The sequence below is a fragment of the Nonomuraea gerenzanensis genome, from assembly GCF_020215645.1.
Lineage (GTDB): Bacteria > Actinomycetota > Actinomycetes > Streptosporangiales > Streptosporangiaceae > Nonomuraea > Nonomuraea gerenzanensis.
This window is the reverse complement of the sequence record NZ_CP084058.1, coordinates 1,638,683-1,655,404: the sequence shown is the minus strand read 5'-3', so window position 1 is coordinate 1,655,404 and position 16,722 is coordinate 1,638,683. Positions and strand designations below refer to the sequence as shown.

Annotated in this window: 14 protein-coding genes and 1 pseudogene; 6 read left to right on the top strand and 9 right to left on the bottom strand. The window is 68.9% G+C overall.

Annotation, left to right across the window (positions count from 1 at the left end; genetic code table 11):
- Window positions 1-9: 9 nt before the first annotated feature.
- Together LCN96_RS08125 and LCN96_RS57080 are read left to right on the top strand one after the other, a co-directional pair.
- Window positions 10-1,233, top strand: a complete 1,224-nt coding sequence (locus LCN96_RS08125; RefSeq protein ID WP_225271961.1) for an acyl-CoA dehydrogenase family protein — start codon at window positions 10-12, stop codon at window positions 1,231-1,233.
- A gap of 24 nt (window positions 1,234-1,257) precedes the next feature.
- Complete coding sequence (locus tag LCN96_RS57080) at window positions 1,258-1,407, top strand: NAD-dependent epimerase/dehydratase family protein (RefSeq protein WP_311132241.1); 150 nt, start codon at window positions 1,258-1,260, stop codon at window positions 1,405-1,407.
- A gap of 101 nt (window positions 1,408-1,508) precedes the next feature.
- Here the strand turns inward: LCN96_RS57080 and LCN96_RS08120 are convergent, their stop codons facing one another.
- Both LCN96_RS08120 and LCN96_RS08115 read right to left on the bottom strand, forming a co-directional pair.
- Window positions 1,509-2,075, bottom strand: a complete 567-nt coding sequence (locus tag LCN96_RS08120) for a DUF6879 family protein (protein ID WP_225271960.1) — start codon at window positions 2,073-2,075, stop codon at window positions 1,509-1,511.
- Window positions 2,076-2,184: 109 nt separating this feature from the next.
- Window positions 2,185-2,784, bottom strand: coding sequence for a helix-turn-helix domain-containing protein (locus LCN96_RS08115; protein WP_225271959.1), 600 nt, complete (start codon window positions 2,782-2,784; stop codon window positions 2,185-2,187).
- A gap of 110 nt (window positions 2,785-2,894) precedes the next feature.
- Between LCN96_RS08115 and LCN96_RS08110 the strand changes: the two genes are divergently transcribed.
- Both LCN96_RS08110 and LCN96_RS08105 read left to right on the top strand, forming a co-directional pair.
- Window positions 2,895-3,188, top strand: coding sequence for an FAD-dependent oxidoreductase (locus LCN96_RS08110; RefSeq protein WP_404823960.1), 294 nt, complete (start codon window positions 2,895-2,897; stop codon window positions 3,186-3,188).
- Between the two features lie 95 nt (window positions 3,189-3,283).
- A pseudogene (locus tag LCN96_RS08105) lies at window positions 3,284-3,808 on the top strand (MFS transporter); the annotation flags it as partial.
- 136 nt (window positions 3,809-3,944) lie between these two features.
- Here the strand turns inward: LCN96_RS08105 and LCN96_RS08100 are convergent.
- The 6 genes from LCN96_RS08100 to LCN96_RS08075 all read right to left on the bottom strand — a co-directional run bounded on the left by LCN96_RS08100 (window position 3,945) and on the right by LCN96_RS08075 (window position 11,280).
- Window positions 3,945-6,083 (bottom strand): transglycosylase domain-containing protein, encoded by a 2,139-nt coding sequence (locus LCN96_RS08100; protein WP_225271958.1) that lies wholly within the window; start codon window positions 6,081-6,083, stop codon window positions 3,945-3,947.
- 1,141 nt (window positions 6,084-7,224) lie between these two features.
- Complete coding sequence (locus LCN96_RS08095) at window positions 7,225-8,061, bottom strand: polyphosphate polymerase domain-containing protein (protein WP_225271957.1); 837 nt, start codon at window positions 8,059-8,061, stop codon at window positions 7,225-7,227.
- A gap of 114 nt (window positions 8,062-8,175) precedes the next feature.
- Window positions 8,176-8,715 carry a DUF4956 domain-containing protein gene (locus LCN96_RS08090; protein WP_225275941.1) on the bottom strand — a complete coding sequence of 180 codons (540 nt, stop codon included), beginning with the start codon at window positions 8,713-8,715 and terminating at the stop codon, window positions 8,176-8,178.
- An 88-nt stretch (window positions 8,716-8,803) separates the two neighbouring features.
- The gene (locus LCN96_RS08085; protein ID WP_225271956.1) at window positions 8,804-9,466 is read right to left on the bottom strand and encodes a response regulator transcription factor; all 663 of its coding nucleotides are present in this window, start codon (window positions 9,464-9,466) and stop codon (window positions 8,804-8,806) included.
- A complete protein-coding gene (locus LCN96_RS08080; protein WP_225271955.1) occupies window positions 9,463-10,872 on the bottom strand; it encodes a sensor histidine kinase in 1,410 nt (469 codons plus the stop codon). The genes LCN96_RS08085 and LCN96_RS08080 overlap by 4 nt, the downstream gene beginning before the upstream one ends.
- A gap of 12 nt (window positions 10,873-10,884) precedes the next feature.
- Window positions 10,885-11,280: a hypothetical protein gene (locus tag LCN96_RS08075; protein WP_225271954.1), complete on the bottom strand. Its 396-nt coding sequence runs from the start codon at window positions 11,278-11,280 to the stop codon at window positions 10,885-10,887.
- Window positions 11,281-11,426: 146 nt separating this feature from the next.
- Here LCN96_RS08075 and LCN96_RS08070 point away from each other — a divergent pair, with 146 nt between their 5' ends.
- A complete protein-coding gene (locus tag LCN96_RS08070) occupies window positions 11,427-12,209 on the top strand; it encodes an SDR family oxidoreductase (RefSeq protein WP_225271953.1) in 783 nt (260 codons plus the stop codon).
- Between the two features lie 614 nt (window positions 12,210-12,823).
- A complete protein-coding gene (locus LCN96_RS08065; protein ID WP_225271952.1) occupies window positions 12,824-14,116 on the top strand; it encodes an HEXXH motif domain-containing protein in 1,293 nt (430 codons plus the stop codon).
- On the opposite strand, the gene fxsT is transcribed toward LCN96_RS08065, so the two are convergent.
- Window positions 14,113-16,617 carry an FxSxx-COOH system tetratricopeptide repeat protein gene (gene fxsT, locus LCN96_RS08060; protein ID WP_225271951.1) on the bottom strand — a complete coding sequence of 835 codons (2,505 nt, stop codon included), beginning with the start codon at window positions 16,615-16,617 and terminating at the stop codon, window positions 14,113-14,115. The genes LCN96_RS08065 and fxsT overlap by 4 nt on opposite strands.
- Window positions 16,618-16,722 lie beyond the last annotated feature (105 nt).

The following is a 16,722-nucleotide window of genomic DNA, read 5'->3' as shown; positions in this document are numbered from 1 at the left end:
AAGACCGATATGGCCATCGATTTCACTCTCGCCCCTGAGCACGAGGAGATCCGCAAGCGGATCCGTTCCTTCATCCAGGGCACCGTCGTGCCCGCCATGGAGGAGGTGCAGGAGGGCGAGCGCGACCAGTACCTGCGCACGATCTTCCGCCTGCGCTCCCAGGCCAAGGCGGAGGGGCTGTGGCTGCCCCACATGCCGAAGGAATGGGGTGGCATGGGCCTGGGCCACGTGGAGCTGGCGATGGTGCAGTCGGAGGCCGCCAAGACCCGCATCGGGCCGTGGGTGCTCAACTGCCAGGCCCCCGACGAGGGCAACATGCACACCCTCCTGCACTGGGCGACCGACGAACAGAAGGAGAAGTACCTGCGGCCGCTCCTCGACGGTGTGCAGATGTCCTGCTTCGCCATGACCGAGCCCGAGGTGGCCGGCTCGGACCCCACGCTGATCCGCACGCACGCCGTCCAGGACGGCGACGAGTGGGTCATCAACGGCCACAAGTGGTTCATCTCCAACGCCCGCCGCGCCAACTTCGCCATCCTCATCGCCAGGACGGAGCAGGACGTCCCGGAGGGCTCGCGCGGCGCGAACACCGCCTTCCTGGTCGACCTGCCCAACCCCGGCTGGAACGACGTGCGCGAGGTGGAGACCATGCACGGCTCCACCGGCCACAGCGAGATCGTCATCAAGGACCTGCGGGTCCCCGACAGCGCCGTCCTCGGCGGCCGGGGCAACGGCCACCGCCTGGGCCAGTACCGCCTCGGCCCGGCCCGGCTGGCCCACTGCATGCGGTGGATCTCGCAGGCGGAGACGGCGCTGGACATGATGGTCGACCGCGCGCTCAACCGCTACAGCCACGGCTCCCTGCTGGCCGAGAAGCAGGGCATCCAGTGGCTGATCGCCGACTCGGCCATGGAGCTGTACCAGTGCAAGCTGATGGTGCTGCACGCCGCTTCCAAGATCGACCGGGGGGAGGACTTCCGTACGGAGGTGTCGATGGCCAAGCACTTCGTGGCCAACAGCCTCAACCGGATCGTGGACCGCGCGATCCAGGTGCACGGCGCCCTCGGTTACTCGACGGACACTCCGCTGGCGAACATGTTCCAGCACGCCCGCTGGGCCCGCTTCGCCGACGGCGCCGACGAGATCCACCAGATGCGCATCGCCGAGCGCACGATCGCCGCCTACCAGGCGACCGGCTCCACCAGCTCCGCCACCGGCGGCCTGCCCCTCTGACCCTCGCCCGCACGCGAATTCGCCATGAGAGGCGTCATGGGGCACATCCTGGTGACCGGAGCCACCGGAGGCATCGGAACAGCGCTGGCCGGCGCTCTCGTGGCGGCCGGTCACCGGGTGACCGCCGTGGGGCCGAGGCCGACCCCGGGAACCGGCGGCGCACACTGGCGGTGACGTCCGGCGCCCCGCCTTCGAGCGCGACCTCACCGACGCGCTGCCGGCGATCGACCCCACAGGCCGCTACCCGGAGCCGGTGGCCCTGCGGGTGATAGCGGTCAGACGCTGACCCGGGGAGCGGGCAACGGCAGGATCTCCCTCTCGTAGTACGGCCGGAACTCCTCCCCCCGCTCGAACAGCTTGTCCAGCTCCCCCTGGCAGGCCGCGATGACCTCCCGGTCGTCGATCCGCCGCGCCCCGCTGTGCCTGCCCGACTCGTCGTACGTCACCTCGTACATCGCCACAGTGCCCAGCACGACCAGCTCCGGCAACCGCCGCCCCACCTCGATCTCGGCCACCTCGCCCGCGTCGAGCACCCGCACCTTCTCCACGGTCGCCGCCCGCAACGCCAGGAGGTGCATCTCCCACTGCAGGTAGGGCGTGATCGGCTGCTCGACGATCCTGATCCGCCGCCGGCGGACGCGCTTGGCCGGGCGTTCGCGTCTGCGGGCCGGCCGGCACCCGTCGTCGACCAGCTTGAGCGAGCGATCCCAGTCGCCCTCCACCATCGCCACCCAGCTCGGCCGGCTCCGGAAGCTCTGGATGCGTTCGAGCTTCCAGAACACGTCGTCGAGCTGGTGGAAGTTCGGCCAGAAGTCGTCGAGATACTCATCCGCACTCAGCATGACGCCTGGTATCTCATGAATGCGCTCAAGCACCTTTCCTGCCTATCACCCAGGCACGCGCGGAGGCGAGTTTCCGCAGCTCAGCATGGGCGAGTCTGTACCAAACCGATCAATTCCCCGCACGCTCGCGCGGCCTGGCCCGTACGTGCATCCGCTCGCCCTGACGGCCGAACAGGTTCAGCACCTCCACCGGAGAGTCGCCGGCGGCCCCGAACCAGTGCGGCAGCCGGGTGTCGAACTCGGCCGCCTCGCCCGGCCCCAGGACCAGATCGTGATCCGCCACGACGAGCCGCACGCGCCCGGAGAGCACGTACATCCACTCATAGCCCTCGTGCGTGATCGGCCGGGGCTGGTTCTGCTCGGCGGGGATGATCGACTTCCACGCCTGCAGCGGCCCCGGCTGGGCGGTCAGGGGGATCACCGTCCGGCCGTTGCGGACCACCGGCTTGCAGCGGACGCGCGGATCGCCCACGTCCGGCGCGCCGACCAGCTCGTCGAGCGGCACCTGGTGCGCCTCCGCGATCGGCAGGAGGAGCTCCAGGCTGGGGCGGCGCTGGCCCGACTCCAGCCGCGAGAGCGTGCTCTTGGAGATGCCGGTGGCCTCCGACAGCGCCGACAGGCTCACCTCCCGCTGCGTACGGATGCGCCTGAGCCGGGGGCCCACCTGCGCCAGCGTCTCGGCCGTCGAGGGTCGCTTCCTGTCCGCCATGCCGTTCCTCCGTGCGGGCTTGTGCTGTTGCGGAAACAGCAACGGAAGTTGTCATCCTAGCTCCCCGGGCCACACCATCGGCGCCGGAGGTGATCGCTGTGAATGAGGCGATGAACAGGCATGACGTGGCGATCGTCGGCGCCGGCGCGACCGGGCTGAACGCCGCCCTGCTCCTGGGGCGCGCGCGGCGCAGGGTCGCCGTGATCGACGCGGGGGAGCCGCGCAACGCTTCCGCCCAGCACCTGCACGGCTACCTGTCCCGCGACGGCCTGCCGCCGTCCGAGCTGCTGGAGCTGGGACGGGCCGAGATCGCGCGGTACGGCGTGCGGCGCTCGACAGGCTCGCAGCGCCGCACACGCCCGGCAGACTCGCAGCACCGCACCTGTCCTCGGCCGGAGCCCTGATCTCGGCGTTCGCCGCCGCCGTGGTCGTCGGCGGCCCGCCCCTGGCCATCGCGACCCTCCGCTGGCCCCGGCGCACGACCCTGGTGACCACGCAGATGGCCTTCGCCGCCTGCGTGGTGGCCGGCGGCCCGGCCGGCACGCTGATCAGCTACTTCACCGGCTGGCGCGGCGGCTTCTGGGCGGTGGCCGTCCTCACGGTCGCCGGCGCGTTCCTGACGCTCGTGGCGCTGCCCGCCACCCGCGCGCGCGGCGGGACCAGCGTGCGGGACGAGCTGCGCACCCTGCGCCGCCCCCACCTCTGGGTCGTGTACGCCGCCACCCTCCTCAGCACGGCCGCATACATGATCACCTTCAACTACCTCTCGGCACTCCTGACGGACGTCACCCGCATGCCGGGCGTGTGGATCCCCGCCGTCCTGACGTTGTTCGGCGCCGGCGCGTTCATCGGGCTGTCCGTCGGCGGCCGGATCGCGGACCGGCTGCCCACCCACGCCCTGCTGGCGGGCGCCCTCGGGATCCTGGCCTGCTCCGCCCTCCTCGGCGCCTTCGCCCGGTACACGATCGCCGTCGTGCCCCTCGTGCTGCTGCTGGGGATCGCCGGGTTCGTGCTGAACCCGGCGATCTACGGGCGGGTGTTCGCCGTCGCGACCCAGGCGCCGACCCTCGCCGGCGCCACCACCGTCTCGGCCTTCCATCACACCAGCCACCGAAAGCCACTCCAGTCACCGACCACCCAACCCTGCACGACCCCGGGGGCTACCCGCCCGCGTAAGGCTGGCCACCGTCGTCGATGGTGGTGGCGCCATCGGAATCCTCGTTCACCGAGTCGTCCCCCAGCGGATCATCACCGGTGTCGCCATTGTCCGGGCCGCCGCAGCTCGCCGGGTCGGTGGCGCAGGCCGGATCCGCGCCGGCGTCGTCACCGGCGTCGTCACCGGCGTCCTCGGACGGGTCCTGCGTCGGCTTGGGCGCCGGCTGCCGCACCAGATCGTGCCGCTCACCGGCGAACGCAGGCGCCGGGAACTCCTCGACCGGCTTGCCGTCCATCGCGATCGCCATGAAGTCGCGCCAGATCTTGGTGGGCGTGTCGGCTCCCTGGATGTCGCCCAGGGAGACCTCCCTCTTCAGCGCGTAGCCGTTCTCGTCCTTGAGCACCTTCTTCGTCTTCGGGTCGAGCTGCGCGACCTCCTTGTACATCCCGACGGCCGTGGACAGCTGCGGGGTGTAGCCGACGAACCAGGCCTCCTTGTTCTCGTTGTTCGTGCCGGTCTTGCCGGCGATCGGGCGCCCGCCGGGCAGCACGGTGCCCCTGGCGGTGCCGTACTTGACCACCTGCTGCATCGCGTAGGTGGCGTCGGCGGCGGTGTCGGGGCTGATGACCGTCCTGGAGAGATCGGCCTCCTTCATGACGGTCTTGCCGGTGTACGCCTTGACCGCCAGCACCACGTGCGCGTCGTGGTGGACGCCGCCGTTGGCGAAGATGCCGTACCCGGTGGCCTGCTCGACGGGCGTGACCAGGCCGGCGCCGATGGACATGCCGTAGGCGTGGTCGCTGATCGCCTGCTCCAGGTCGTCCTTGTCGATCCCGGCCCCCTCGGCGATCTTCGCGACCTCCTCCAGCCCGACCTCCTGCGCCATCGTGGCGAACGCCGTGTTCACCGACTCGGCGGTGGCCCGGTCGATCTGCACGGCCGCGCCCACGTCGTGCGAGTTGCCGATCGGCTTGGTGCCCGGCAGCGTGACCGGCCCGTCGCCGGACACGTAGCTCCTGAGGCTGTACCCCTTCTCCAGCCAGGCGGCCAGCACGTACGGCTTGAAGGCCGACGCGGCCTGCTTGTTGGCGTCGAAGGCGTTGTTGGTGAAGCTCTTGAGGTAGTCGTGGCCGCTGTAGAAGGCGAGCACCTGGCCGTTGCGCGCGTCCACGGTGGCCAGGTTGGCGTGGATGTTCTTGTCGCCGACGGCGGCGAGGTTGCTCTCGACCGTCTTCTTCGCGGCCTGCATCAGCTTCTTGTCGAACGTCGTCGTGACGCGGAACCCCTCCTTGCGCAGCCGCTCCCGGCTGATCCCGCGTTTCTCCAGCTCCCGCTGGACGATGTCGACCATGTAGCCGTTGATGCCCTTGAGCGTCTCCTTCTTGTCCAGCCTGGCCAGCTTCGGGAACTTCGCCGTCTGGGCGAACTGCCCGTACCTCCCCGGATCGACGATCGCCATGCCACGCACGGCGTAGTCGAACCGCTCCCGCGTCGGCGCCCAGTTCTTCGCCGCCTCAGCCTTGTCGAACGCGTCGGGGCTCTGGATCCGGCCCGCCAGGTACGCGCCCTCGGCCGGCGTCAGCTTGTCCACGTCCTTGTCGAAGTAGGCCTGGGCGGCGGCCTGGATACCGTTCGCGCCGCGGCCGAAGTAGATCGTGTTGAGGTAGGTCGCCATGATCTGGTCCTTCGACAGCTCCTTGCCTGCGCGGATGGACACGAAGATCTCCTTGACCTTCCGCGTGACCGTCCGCTCCTGGCTCAGCCCGTCGTAGTACCCGCGCGCCATCTCCTGCGTGATCGTCGAACCACCCTGAACCTGCTCGCCCGTCACCGTGCTCCACACCGCCCGCATGATCCCCGACACCGAGATACCGGGGTCCGTACGGAACGTACGGTTCTCGACGGCGATGAACGCGTCCTGAACGTGCCGCGGGACCTTGGAGATGGGGACGATCTCGCGCTTGGTGCCCAGCCTGGCGATCTCGGTCTTGCCGTCGCGGTAGTAGATGATGCTGCCCTGCTCGGTGGCATGCTGCTGCACGCCCATCGGCAACGGCGTGTAGGCGTACGCCACCATGAACATGCCGAACAGCCCCGCCACCAGGACCGTCAGCCCGACGAGCACCATCTTCCAGCTGGGCACGAAGCGCTTCCACCCAGCATGCCCCCCATCCCACCGAAAACGCCCACCGCCACCACGCCCGCCAGCTCCTGGGGAACCGTCATCAGCGCTCGACCGGCCAACCCCATCAGCGCTGCCACTGGCGCGAAGCCCACGAGATCCACCCGACCGCCCACCGGCCCGCCGCCCACCGGAATCACCCTCGACACGACGGCCACCGGAAGCACCCTCGGCACCAAACCCACCGGAAGCACCCTCGGCACGAAGCCCACCGGAGGAACCCCCAGCCCGAGGCCCACCGGCACCACCAGCCGCACCAGCGAGGCCGCCCGACCCTTCGTTCGGGGAGCCGTAGCCAGCCCCACCCTCCCGAGCCGAACGCCGCCGCCTGCTCGGACGATCCGATGCCCCGGAGCGCCCCTCACCGTCCTGTCCGCGACCGGTCGGCTCCGGCCCATAGCCACTGCTGTTACTCACGGATCCTTGCCCATTCATCCGGCGACACGGCCCACGACGTCATCGTCACGAAGGGAGCACCCTGGCTCACTCACCATGACGAACCTGCCGCCCTCTCGACGGCCCTTCGACGAGCATCGCCAGCACTGCGCGCCACACCCTCCCCCTAACAGCTAGCCAATAGATAGCGGTTAGCTATAACTGTGTCAATCGCCGCACTTCCCAGCTCCGGCCGCCACCAATGACCACGCAAGCCACGAACGCCCCCTCCCGCCAGCACCAGCCGACCAGCAGTGCACTCAACCCCGTCACGCCAACCGCCACACCGACGCGCCCAGCCCCGTCACGCCAACCGCCACACCGACGCGCCGGGCCCCATCACGCCAACCGGCAGCCCCCGCTCTGCGCTAAGGGCGACAACCACCTAAGCGACCAACTCGACCCATCACCCGCGGATAGTCGCATACAGCCACGACCGCAGCCCTCAACAACCAACCGAACCACGTCCAGCAACCGCACCAGCACAGACCGACAGCGCTGTCACCGACAGCCTCCCAACCAGGCCGACGACCTCGACACACTCACGACGCATCACACCCGCACCCCCATGCGGCCCGACCTCCACACCTGAAACACAACATCCACTATGACCAGGAGACCACCTCCAAGTCCCCCGAATCCCACAATCCGATGCGATCTTCCCCCCTCATGACAGGCGAATTTCCCCTCCCGCGGCGTGATCCGAAGCAACGGACCGAGCCCCCCGCGCCCTCACCCCATGCGTGAGATACCGCTGCAAAACCGGATGCCACCGATTAGCCGGCAACTCCCGGAGAGCAGCGACCGCCAGGCAGTACTTGCTCACACTCACCGGCCGCACCCCCAACCCCCGCAACACCTTGTCGACCACCGCCTTCCCATCCACCGACTTCGACTCCAGCAGCACCAGATCCCCGCGAGCCGGAGTGCTCCGCGCCCCGTCGCGGAACACCAGCCCGGTGTCGCAGGTCACCCGGGCCGTGCCGGAGCGGTCGACGAGCGTCACGCGTTTGTAGTCGGTGGCCAGCACCGGCTGCAGCGTCTCGGGGGCGATGAGGCGCAGCTCGCTGAGCAGCGTGTCGCGGACGAAGTCCAGCGCCTGGCTGGTGAGCGTGTCACCGGGCACGCCGTCGTAGGGCATGCGGTGCTTGTCGGTGCCGCCCCGCGCGCCGCTGAGCTTGAGCTCCAGCCACTGGCCGCCCCCGTCGAGGTAGGTGCGCGTGCGGAGCTTGAACCTGCGCCGCCGGTCCTGCCGGTGCTGGTGGTAGGTGAGCAGGCCGGGGGTGTCGAAGTAGGTGGAGGTGTAGCGGAACTGCCGCCGGCCTTCGATCCGCAGGGCGAGGAAGCGGTCGCCCAGCTCCGCCGCGAGCCGGGCCATGGTGGAGGCGGTGACGAGGTACTTGCAGTCGACCCGGCTCAGCAGCTCCGGCACGTCCTCCAGGCCGACCGCCGGCACCGCGGCGGCGACCCCCGCGAGCAACGCGTTCGCGTACGGCTCAGCCACGCGGCCCCCTGCCTGCCCATCCCCGCGCGCCTGCCCATCCCCGCGTGCCCGCCCATCCCCGCGTGCCCGCCCACCACCGCGGCGCGGGCATCCGCACCTGCGGCGACCGCCGCTTCACCGCACACCGACCCGCGCGGTCGGCGCCACGTAGCGCACGTCCACCACCGTCACATCCCGTACGTAGTCCACCTGCGTGACCTCGCACTGCAGCACCCGCGCCCGCAACCGGCTCTCCAGGTCCACCCGCAGCGCCTCCGGGTCGGCGTGCACCACGTCCAGCGTCACCACCTGGTGCCTGGTCCGCCCGAGCAGGCCGGGGTGGTCGGCGAGGTACATGACCGCCAGCAGCACCCCGTTGAGCAGGAGCGCCGTCATCGGCCAGGCGGCGGCGATGCCGTTGACCAGGCCGAGCACGATCGCCACGAAGTAGTAGGCGATCTCCTGCTGGGTGATCTCGCTGGATCTGAGCCGGATGATGGACAACACACCGAACAATCCGAACCCGACGGCGATGTCGACCCGCTGGACCAGCAGCAGCGACACGACCGCGAAGATGCCCACGTTGAGCGCGATGTAGGCGAACAGCAGGTCGCGCCGATGGTGGCGCCGGTAGTAGAGGCCGTAGGCAAGCAGGACGATCGCCCCGAGGTCCATCGCCAGTCCGGTGATCACAACCGCTCCTTCCGCAGTGTTCCTGATGAACAGCTTGGTGGTGGGGGGTGAAGGGGCGGTGAGCTGACGATTAGGCGACTCTCATGCGGTAGCCGGTGCCCCGGACGGTCTCGATCCGGTCGGCCCCGATCTTGCGGCGCAGGTAGCGGACGTAGACGTCCACCACGTTGGAGCCGGGGTCGAAGTCGAACCCCCACACGTGGCTGAGCAGCTGCTCACGCGTCAGCACCTGGTCGGGGTGGCGGCAGAAGATCTCCGCCAGGGCGAACTCCCTGGTCGACAGGTCCACCGCCCGGTCCCCGACGTACACCCGCCGGGTGCGCAGGTCGAGCGACAGGTCCGCCACCCGCAGCACGGTCACCTCGGGCGTGCGGTCGGCCCGCAGCCGCAGCCGCACCCTGGCCAGCAGCTCCTCGAAGGCGAAGGGCTTGGCGATGTAGTCGTCGGCGCCGCCCTCCAGCCCCGCCACCGTGTCGCTCACGCTGTCACGGGCCGTAAGAATGATCACAGGAAGGGTCACCATGGCCTCACGCAGCCGCCGCAGCACCGTGAACCCGTCGCTCAACGGCAGCCCGATGTCCAGGATGAGCAGGTCGAAGCCGCCCGCGCTGGCCAGGTCGTACGCCGCCACCCCGTCTCCCACCACGGCCGTCACGAAGCCGTTGGCCCGCAGCCCCTTCTCCACGAAGGAGGCGATCCTGGCTTCGTCCTCGGCGATCAGAATCCGGTTCACTTCAGCCTCCACAGCTCCCACAGCGGAAGAGACATGACAAAGCAGGCCCCTCCTCCCGGGGCCTCCGTCACCGTCACAGTGCCTCCATGGGCTTGGGCGATAGATCTGACGATGGCCAGGCCGAGCCCGGCCCCGTCGTGGGCCCCGGTGCGCCCGGCGCCCCGCACGAACCGCCCGAAGATCCGCTCGCGCTCGGCCGGGGCCACCCCGGGGCCGCTGTCGCGTACCCACAGCTCGACCCGCCCGTCACGCACGGCGGAGCCGACGGCGATCAGGTCGCCGTCGGCGGTGTGGCGCACCGCGTTGGCCACGAGCTGCATGAGCGCCTGCGTGAGGCGGTGGCGGTCGGCGGGCAGCCGCGCCTCGGCCACCTCGTCGACCCGCCACTGGCGATCGCCCAGCGCCCGCGCCTTGGCGACCACGCTGACCGTGAGGTCGGCCAGCTCCACGTTGTCGAGCGCCAGGAAGCCCGGCTGCTCCGACTTGGCGAGGGTGAGCAGGTCGTCGACGATGCGGTTCATCCGGTCGAGCTCGTCGGTGACCAGGGCGAGGGTCTCGGCCCGGTCGTCGGGGTCGTCGCTCATCAGCTCCAGGTGGCCGCGGACGACCGTGATCGGGGTGCGCAGCTCGTGGCCGGCGTCGTCCATGAAGTGGCGTTGCACGACGAAGGCCTGCTCGAGCCGGTCGAGCATGTGGTTGAACGTCGACGCCAGCGCCGCCACGTCGTCGTCGCCGGGCACGTCGAGGCGGCGGGTCAGGTCGCTGGAGTCGCTGATCTGCTCGGCCGTCTGGCGGACGAGCCGCACCGGCGCCAGCACCTGCCCCGCCACGAACCACCCGGCCGCCCCGGCCAGCCCCATCGCCGCCAGCGCGGACAGCCCGAGCACGCCCACCGCGTCGACGATGTCGTCACGGTTGAGGTCGTAGAAGTGCGCCACGACGAAGTGCCCGCGCCGGGGGTCGCCGGACACGCTCACCGGGATCACCGCGTAGTGGACCGTTCCCTTGCTGGTCTCCATCTCGTGCCGCTCGACCCTGGTCGCCATGGCCATCCGCGCGACGAGCTTCTCGTCGGTGTCGAGCTGCACGGGCGGCGGGATCGCGGTGATCTTGTGGGCCTTGCCGTCGAGGATGCTGAAGAAGGTCTCCCACCGGTCGGGCGCGTTGAGCTGGAGGTAGCCGATCAGCAGGTCCTCGACGTCGGTGAAGGGCTGCCCCGACTGCAGGTCGTGCGCGGTGGCGGCGTAGCGCCGCAGCTTCTCGACCTCGTTGCCCAACTCGAGGTCCATCCGGTGGTCGAGGCGGGTGAGCAGGGTGGACCAGGTCACGGAGACGGCGACGGTCAGAGCGATGCCGACGACGACGAGCATCCAGCCCACGATCCGGGCACGGGCGCTGAGCCGCATGCGATCTCCCCATCAGTCGTCGCCGTCATCGTCGCCACCATCATCGTCGTCATCGTCGTCACCGCCACCCCCAGGCCGGGGAGAAGGCGGCTTGACCGGCTCGGCCTTGGTCTTGCGCGGCGTCGGCCGCTCGCTCCTGACCGGCTCCCCGCTCACCGTCGGAGTGGCGCTCGGTGACGCCTCCGCCTGGGGCGGGGGCTCGGACGTGGCCCCGTCCTCCGGCGCGCCCGCGTCACCCTCACGCACGGATCTGGACGCGCTGGCGCTGCCGGGCGAGGACGACGGCGAGACCACGACGGGGCCGCCCAGGTCGAGCTCCTCGTCGGCCGCCCGCACCAGCTCCACCGACATGACCCCGGCCGCCGCCACCGCCAGGGCCAGGAGGATCACCGCTCCTCGATGCTTCATGGGTTCGACCTTGGCGGCTTTTGAGGAGACCACGCTGAGGTACAGATGAGAAACCTCTCATCTGTCGGGCGACAGGACCACACAGTAGAATCTTGTTCTAAAAGTGGTGGGCGTGATCCCGCCGCATCCGTTCGAGGAGAGCGCTCATGCTGGTACGGGACAAGGTCGTCGTCGTCACGGGAGCCGCCAGCGGGATCGGCCGCGCGCTCGCGCTCAGGTTCGCCGCCGAGGGCGCGGCCGGGGTGGTGGTGGCCGACCTGGACGAGGCGGGCGCCGCCGCGGTGGCCGGCGAGATCGGCTCGCGCGCCGTCCCCGTCCGCGTGGACGTCTCCTCCGAGCCCGAGGTGGCCGCCCTCGCCGACACCCGGTTCGGCCCCGTGGACCTGTTCTGCTCCAACGCCGGCATCATCGGCGGCCACGGCCTGGACGCCCCCGCCGAGGAGTGGAGCAGCCTGCTCGCGGTGAACGTCATGGCGCACGTGTACGCCGCCCGCGCCGTCGTGCCCTCCATGGTGGCCAGGGGCGGCGGCTACCTGCTCAACACGTGCTCCGCCGCGGGCCTGATCAGCTGCCCCGGCGACGCCCCGTACGCGGTGTCGAAGGCGGCGGCGGTCGCGTTCGCCGAGTGGCTCGCCATCCACTACGCCGCCAAGGGCGTCAAGGTCAGCGTCCTGTGCCCGCAGGGGGTGCGGACTGCGATGCTGGAGCACGGCATCGACACCGACCACCTGACGGCCAGGGCGGTGCGCGCGTCGGGCGCAGTGCTCGACCCTGCCGAGGTGGCGACGGCGGTCATCGACGGCCTGGCCGCCGAGCGCTTCCACATCCTCCCGCACCCGGAGGTCGCCGAGTACGCCCGCCGCAAGGCCGAGGACCCGGACCGCTGGCTGACCGGCATGTCACAGTTCGTCACCTCACTCCAGCCTTGACCCCCGCCACCTCACCGACACGGTGTCATGCCAGGTCCCGACGACCGACCCCGGAAAATGGTCAGACCAAGCAGGCACATTGGCTGGCCGATGCCCGTGACGATGGACAATGCGTCGAGCACGCCCTGCGCTCGCCGACGAGATGTTCTGGCTTCGCTCCGCGACCGGACGCGGGCGCAGACCGATCCGCTGAGCCGCGCGGATGACGACGTGGCGCGTCCGGCCGGGAGCAGGTCAAGAAACTCGCGGCGAAAGTCGAAGGCGGCGGCCGGCGAAAGGACAGGGTGCATAACGAGCCCTGACGAATGCGGCAAGCAGGCCTGGCCTGGCCCGGCAGGTGGGTCCTGGCACTGTCGTCGCGCTGTTCGCCGCCGCCTGTTCTTTCTTCGAGAGACGCGCGAAGGGCCGGCCATCAGCGGCCTTGCACAACTTGAAAGCCCCACCCAATCGGCTGACCTATTTTCCTGCCTGGTAATTGACAGCCGCTGAAATCGCGATATGACCAATGGGCGTCTCGACCCTCATATGAGGAGCTCGCCGAGCGTGGCATAGTTGTTGGCGGGATGACATGGGAACCATCCTCAACAGCCTTTGCATGAAGCGGGGTTCTCGTCGTGAATCGGCTCGTGATTCCGTATCAGCTGTTCGACGCCCTGGCAGGTGGGCAAGGTGGGTCGCAGGCCGGCCGCTTCCTGTCGGCCGCGGCCCGCGATCGCCATCTGATACTCATCAAGGTAGTGGCCGACACAGCCGCATCCGCGGAGGTCAGCAGATCCTTCGACGAGCTGGCGCGCATGCACGTGACGGCACCCGAAGATGTCGATGCCCTTCTCCGGTATCCCGCCGTTGGCGGGTGGGCACTGGCGACCGTGGGGGCCTTACGCCAGGGAGGAGGCGCTCGGGAAGCCTCACAGCTGGCCGTCCTGGCTGCCACGGCGGGGATACGGGCAGGGCTCCCCTTCGAAGCCCGATTGTCCCATCAGTGTGAATCCGTCATGTTCCCCTCACTCGGCGCCGCAGTGATCGGCTCGGAAGACTGTCTGATCCGCGTCACATCGTCCAACAGCACGGTCAGCTCCCCCCGATCACGCGTCGGCCTTCCCGTCGACTATGCTCGCGACGCTGATGGATGGTTGGGGCTTCGGCGCATAGTGGCCGAGCATCCGCATGGTGTCTTGCGCCTCGCCCTGGACGATCTCGATCCATATCGCTTCCCCGCCGGCCCTCAACTCGCCACGCGCCTCACCGGCGCCGAGGTCCTGGAGTGGCAGAGGTTGTTCCAGGAAGCGTGGACGATACTGTGCGACAGCCATGCATCGACGGCCGACGAGATCATGTCGATGCTCTCAGCCGTCACTCCTCTGTCGCGCGGCGGGTGGGCGGCCAGCGGCACTTCGCGCACCGTTTTCGGCTGCGTCGCGCTGGCCCGCCCCACGTGTGCCCGGACGCTGGCCTCGGCACTGGCTCACGAGGTCCAGCACGCCAAGCTCACAGTGCTCCTCTATCTGGTCGATCTGATCAAGCCGGATCCTGAGGCGCGTTACTACGCGCCGTGGCGGCGTGACCCTCGCCCCCTGTCCGGTCTGCTGCACGGGACCTACGCCCATCTCGGTGTCGCTGATTTCTGGCGGCGACAGCGCCAGATAGACGACAGCCCCATGGCGCACGCCGAGTTCGCCCGATGGCGGGAGGCCGCGGCGAAGACCGCGCGGGTGATCTACGAGAGCACGGCCCTGACGCCGATCGGACGCCGATTCGTGGACGGCATGTTGCGGAGGCTGCACACATTCGCCGAAGAGGAAGTACCTCTTTCCGCCGTCGAACTCGCGCGTGCCGCCGCCGCCCGGCATCAACGCGACTTCGATGCCGCGAGCACACGACGGCCGCGCGAGGGTGAGCGCGCTTAGATCGGCAACGCGTCGAAGTCGAAGTCCAGGCGTTCACCGTTGCCCACCGCAGCAACCGTCGGATGCCCCTCACCCAGCCGTCGCTGGAGACTGGTCAGCGCATCGGCCTGCAGGGCGATGGCCTCGTCCGTCCTGCCCAGCTTGGACATGTCGAGTGCGAGGTTGGCCATGCATCCCAGCGTCATCGGGTGAGCGGCTCCGAGCAGCTGCCGCAGGTCAGCCAGGGCGTCCTCGCCCAGGGCCACGGCTTTGTCCCAGTGGCCGAGCGACGCCAGATCACTGATGTAGCCGAGCACAGCGGTCAACGTGTAGTGGTGAGCGGGACCGAGCAGCTCCGTCAGCCGGGAGACGACGAATTCATGCATCTCACGAGATTTCCCGTGGTCTCCCGCCAGCCTGATCAACAGCGCCAGATTGTGCCGGCAGCCATGCGTGTAGGGATGATCCGAGCCGTAAACCTGGGCATAGGCCAAGGTGATGAGCTCGGCGGCGGCTACGGCGTCAGGGATGCGCCTTGCCTCACGGTAGGCGTTGACCAAGGCCATATCGGCAGCCAGTTTGTCGGGGTGCTGATCGCCCATGAGACGCCGATAGCGCTGCACGAGATCCTCTGCGTAGTGGAGGACATCGCTGCTGCCTCCTTCGGCCTTGCGCATGGCGATGGCCAGGTCGCTGGCTGCCCTGAGCGTGGTCGGATGGTCGGCACCGAGCGTCGCCACGCCGACCGCGTAGACATCCTCTCCGAGCTCGCGCGCCTCGGAGTAGTCGCCACGCAGCCTGATGACCCGGACCAGATTGTTCATGACGATCTGAGCGGTGGGATGGTTCGGAGAGCCGTAAAGGTCGCGTAGTGCGCTGTAGACGCGCTTGAGCAGCCGCTCGGCCTCTTCGTACCGGCTGGTGAGCGTGAGGTCGAGGGCCAGGCTGGTCCGCATCCGTAGCGTGCGTTCGTCCTCGTCACCGAACGCGGCACGATGCCTCTCCACCGCAGACGAGCTCAGTGCGAACGATTCGGCGAACAACCCCATGGCCCGCAGGTCGGTGCAGTGATTGTTGGTCAGCCGCAGCGTCTCCTCGTCCTCGGCGCCAAGCGAGTGCTCGGCCTCCGTGAGGGCCTGGGAGCCTACTTCGAAAGCCTCTTTGTATCGGCCCACGAACCGCAGAGAGATGCTGAGATGCCGCTGCATGGTGCACAACTCGCGCGAGGTGGCTCCCGGATGAGCCTGCCAAGCGGCCACGCATTCTGCTGCGAGGGCAAGGGCACCTGGCGCGTTTCCGGACTGGTACAAATACCGGACCACATTGTGCATCAGCGGCCGGACCGTCGAGTCGGGCGACTGCGCCATCTGCGCCGGCTCCAGATGCGGCATCAGTCGTGCGAACGTCGGCCAGGTGGTGGTGTCGTCCGGCTGGAGCGGCACGGCGGCGGCCAGGAGCCGTTGCACGTTGCGGCGGAATCGCTCGCGTTCGTTCTCGCTGACGTCCTCCCGCAGCAGGGCCTGGACCAAGCGATGGACGAGGATGGTCTGGTTTTCCCTGTCGATCTGGACGAGCGCGTAGCGGCCGAGCGCCTGGACTGCCCTGCTGAACTGGAGCGGATCGTCGAGGATGTCGGACAAGGGGGGATCGACCGTACCTCGGCCTGTGCTGAGTACGTCGCGGGGAATGGGGTCGGCGCCGAAGAAGGCCAACAGATGCAGCAACTCGACCGCGTCGGGTTGCTCCTCATGCAAGGTCGACACTGACAGAGCCCATGTCGCCGTCAGCGGCACGTCGTACTCCATCGGCCGGCCTTCGGCCAGGAGTTTGCCGGTCTGATCGCGAAGAAGCGTGAGGTACTCCCCTACCGGCATGCCCGTCTCCGATTGCAGGGCACCGGCCTGGTCGAGGGCCAACGGCAGGTCGCCGAGCGCCTCGGCCAGCGCGTCGGCCTCACTTCCTCCGATGCCCGGGACGCGCCGGTCGAGGAACCGGCGGCTCTCCTCACGGGAGAACACGTCCACGGTCAGCGTGTCCACGACGCCGTCCCATGCGAAGTTGCGCGACGTGATCAGGACACCGCCCGGTCCGTCGGGGACGTACTGCATGATCGACTCTGGGTCGTGCGCGTTGTCGAAGATGAGAAGCCACTGGTCGTATGGCTCACCCTTGCGCAGCGCCTCGATCACCCCTTCCGCGGCTTCGGCCACCCCGATCTCGTTGGCCTTGGGCAGGTTGAGGTGAGGAGCGAGCCGGGCGATCGAAGAGGGGATGAGCATCGGCTGATCGGATGGGACCCACCAAACGACGTCATAGTCCGCTTTGTGTCGATGTGCAAATTCAGCGGCGATTTGCGTCTTTCCTACCCCGCCGAGTCCATGGAGCGCGGTCGGCAGCACTGCGGTGACGCCGCCGCTTACACCGCGCAGAAGCCGTTCGAGAAGGTGCTCCCGTCCAGTGAAGTCCTTGTTACGCGGAGGGATTCGTCCCCAAACGTGAGGTTTGCGCCGCATCTCGGTCATGTCTGCTCCAAAAAACTCAGCACACAGTCATCCTAAACATGGAAGCCAACGTTTTTGAGCAAGGGAGACAGTAGCCACGGCGGCGCCCGTCGATGATGATTGTCG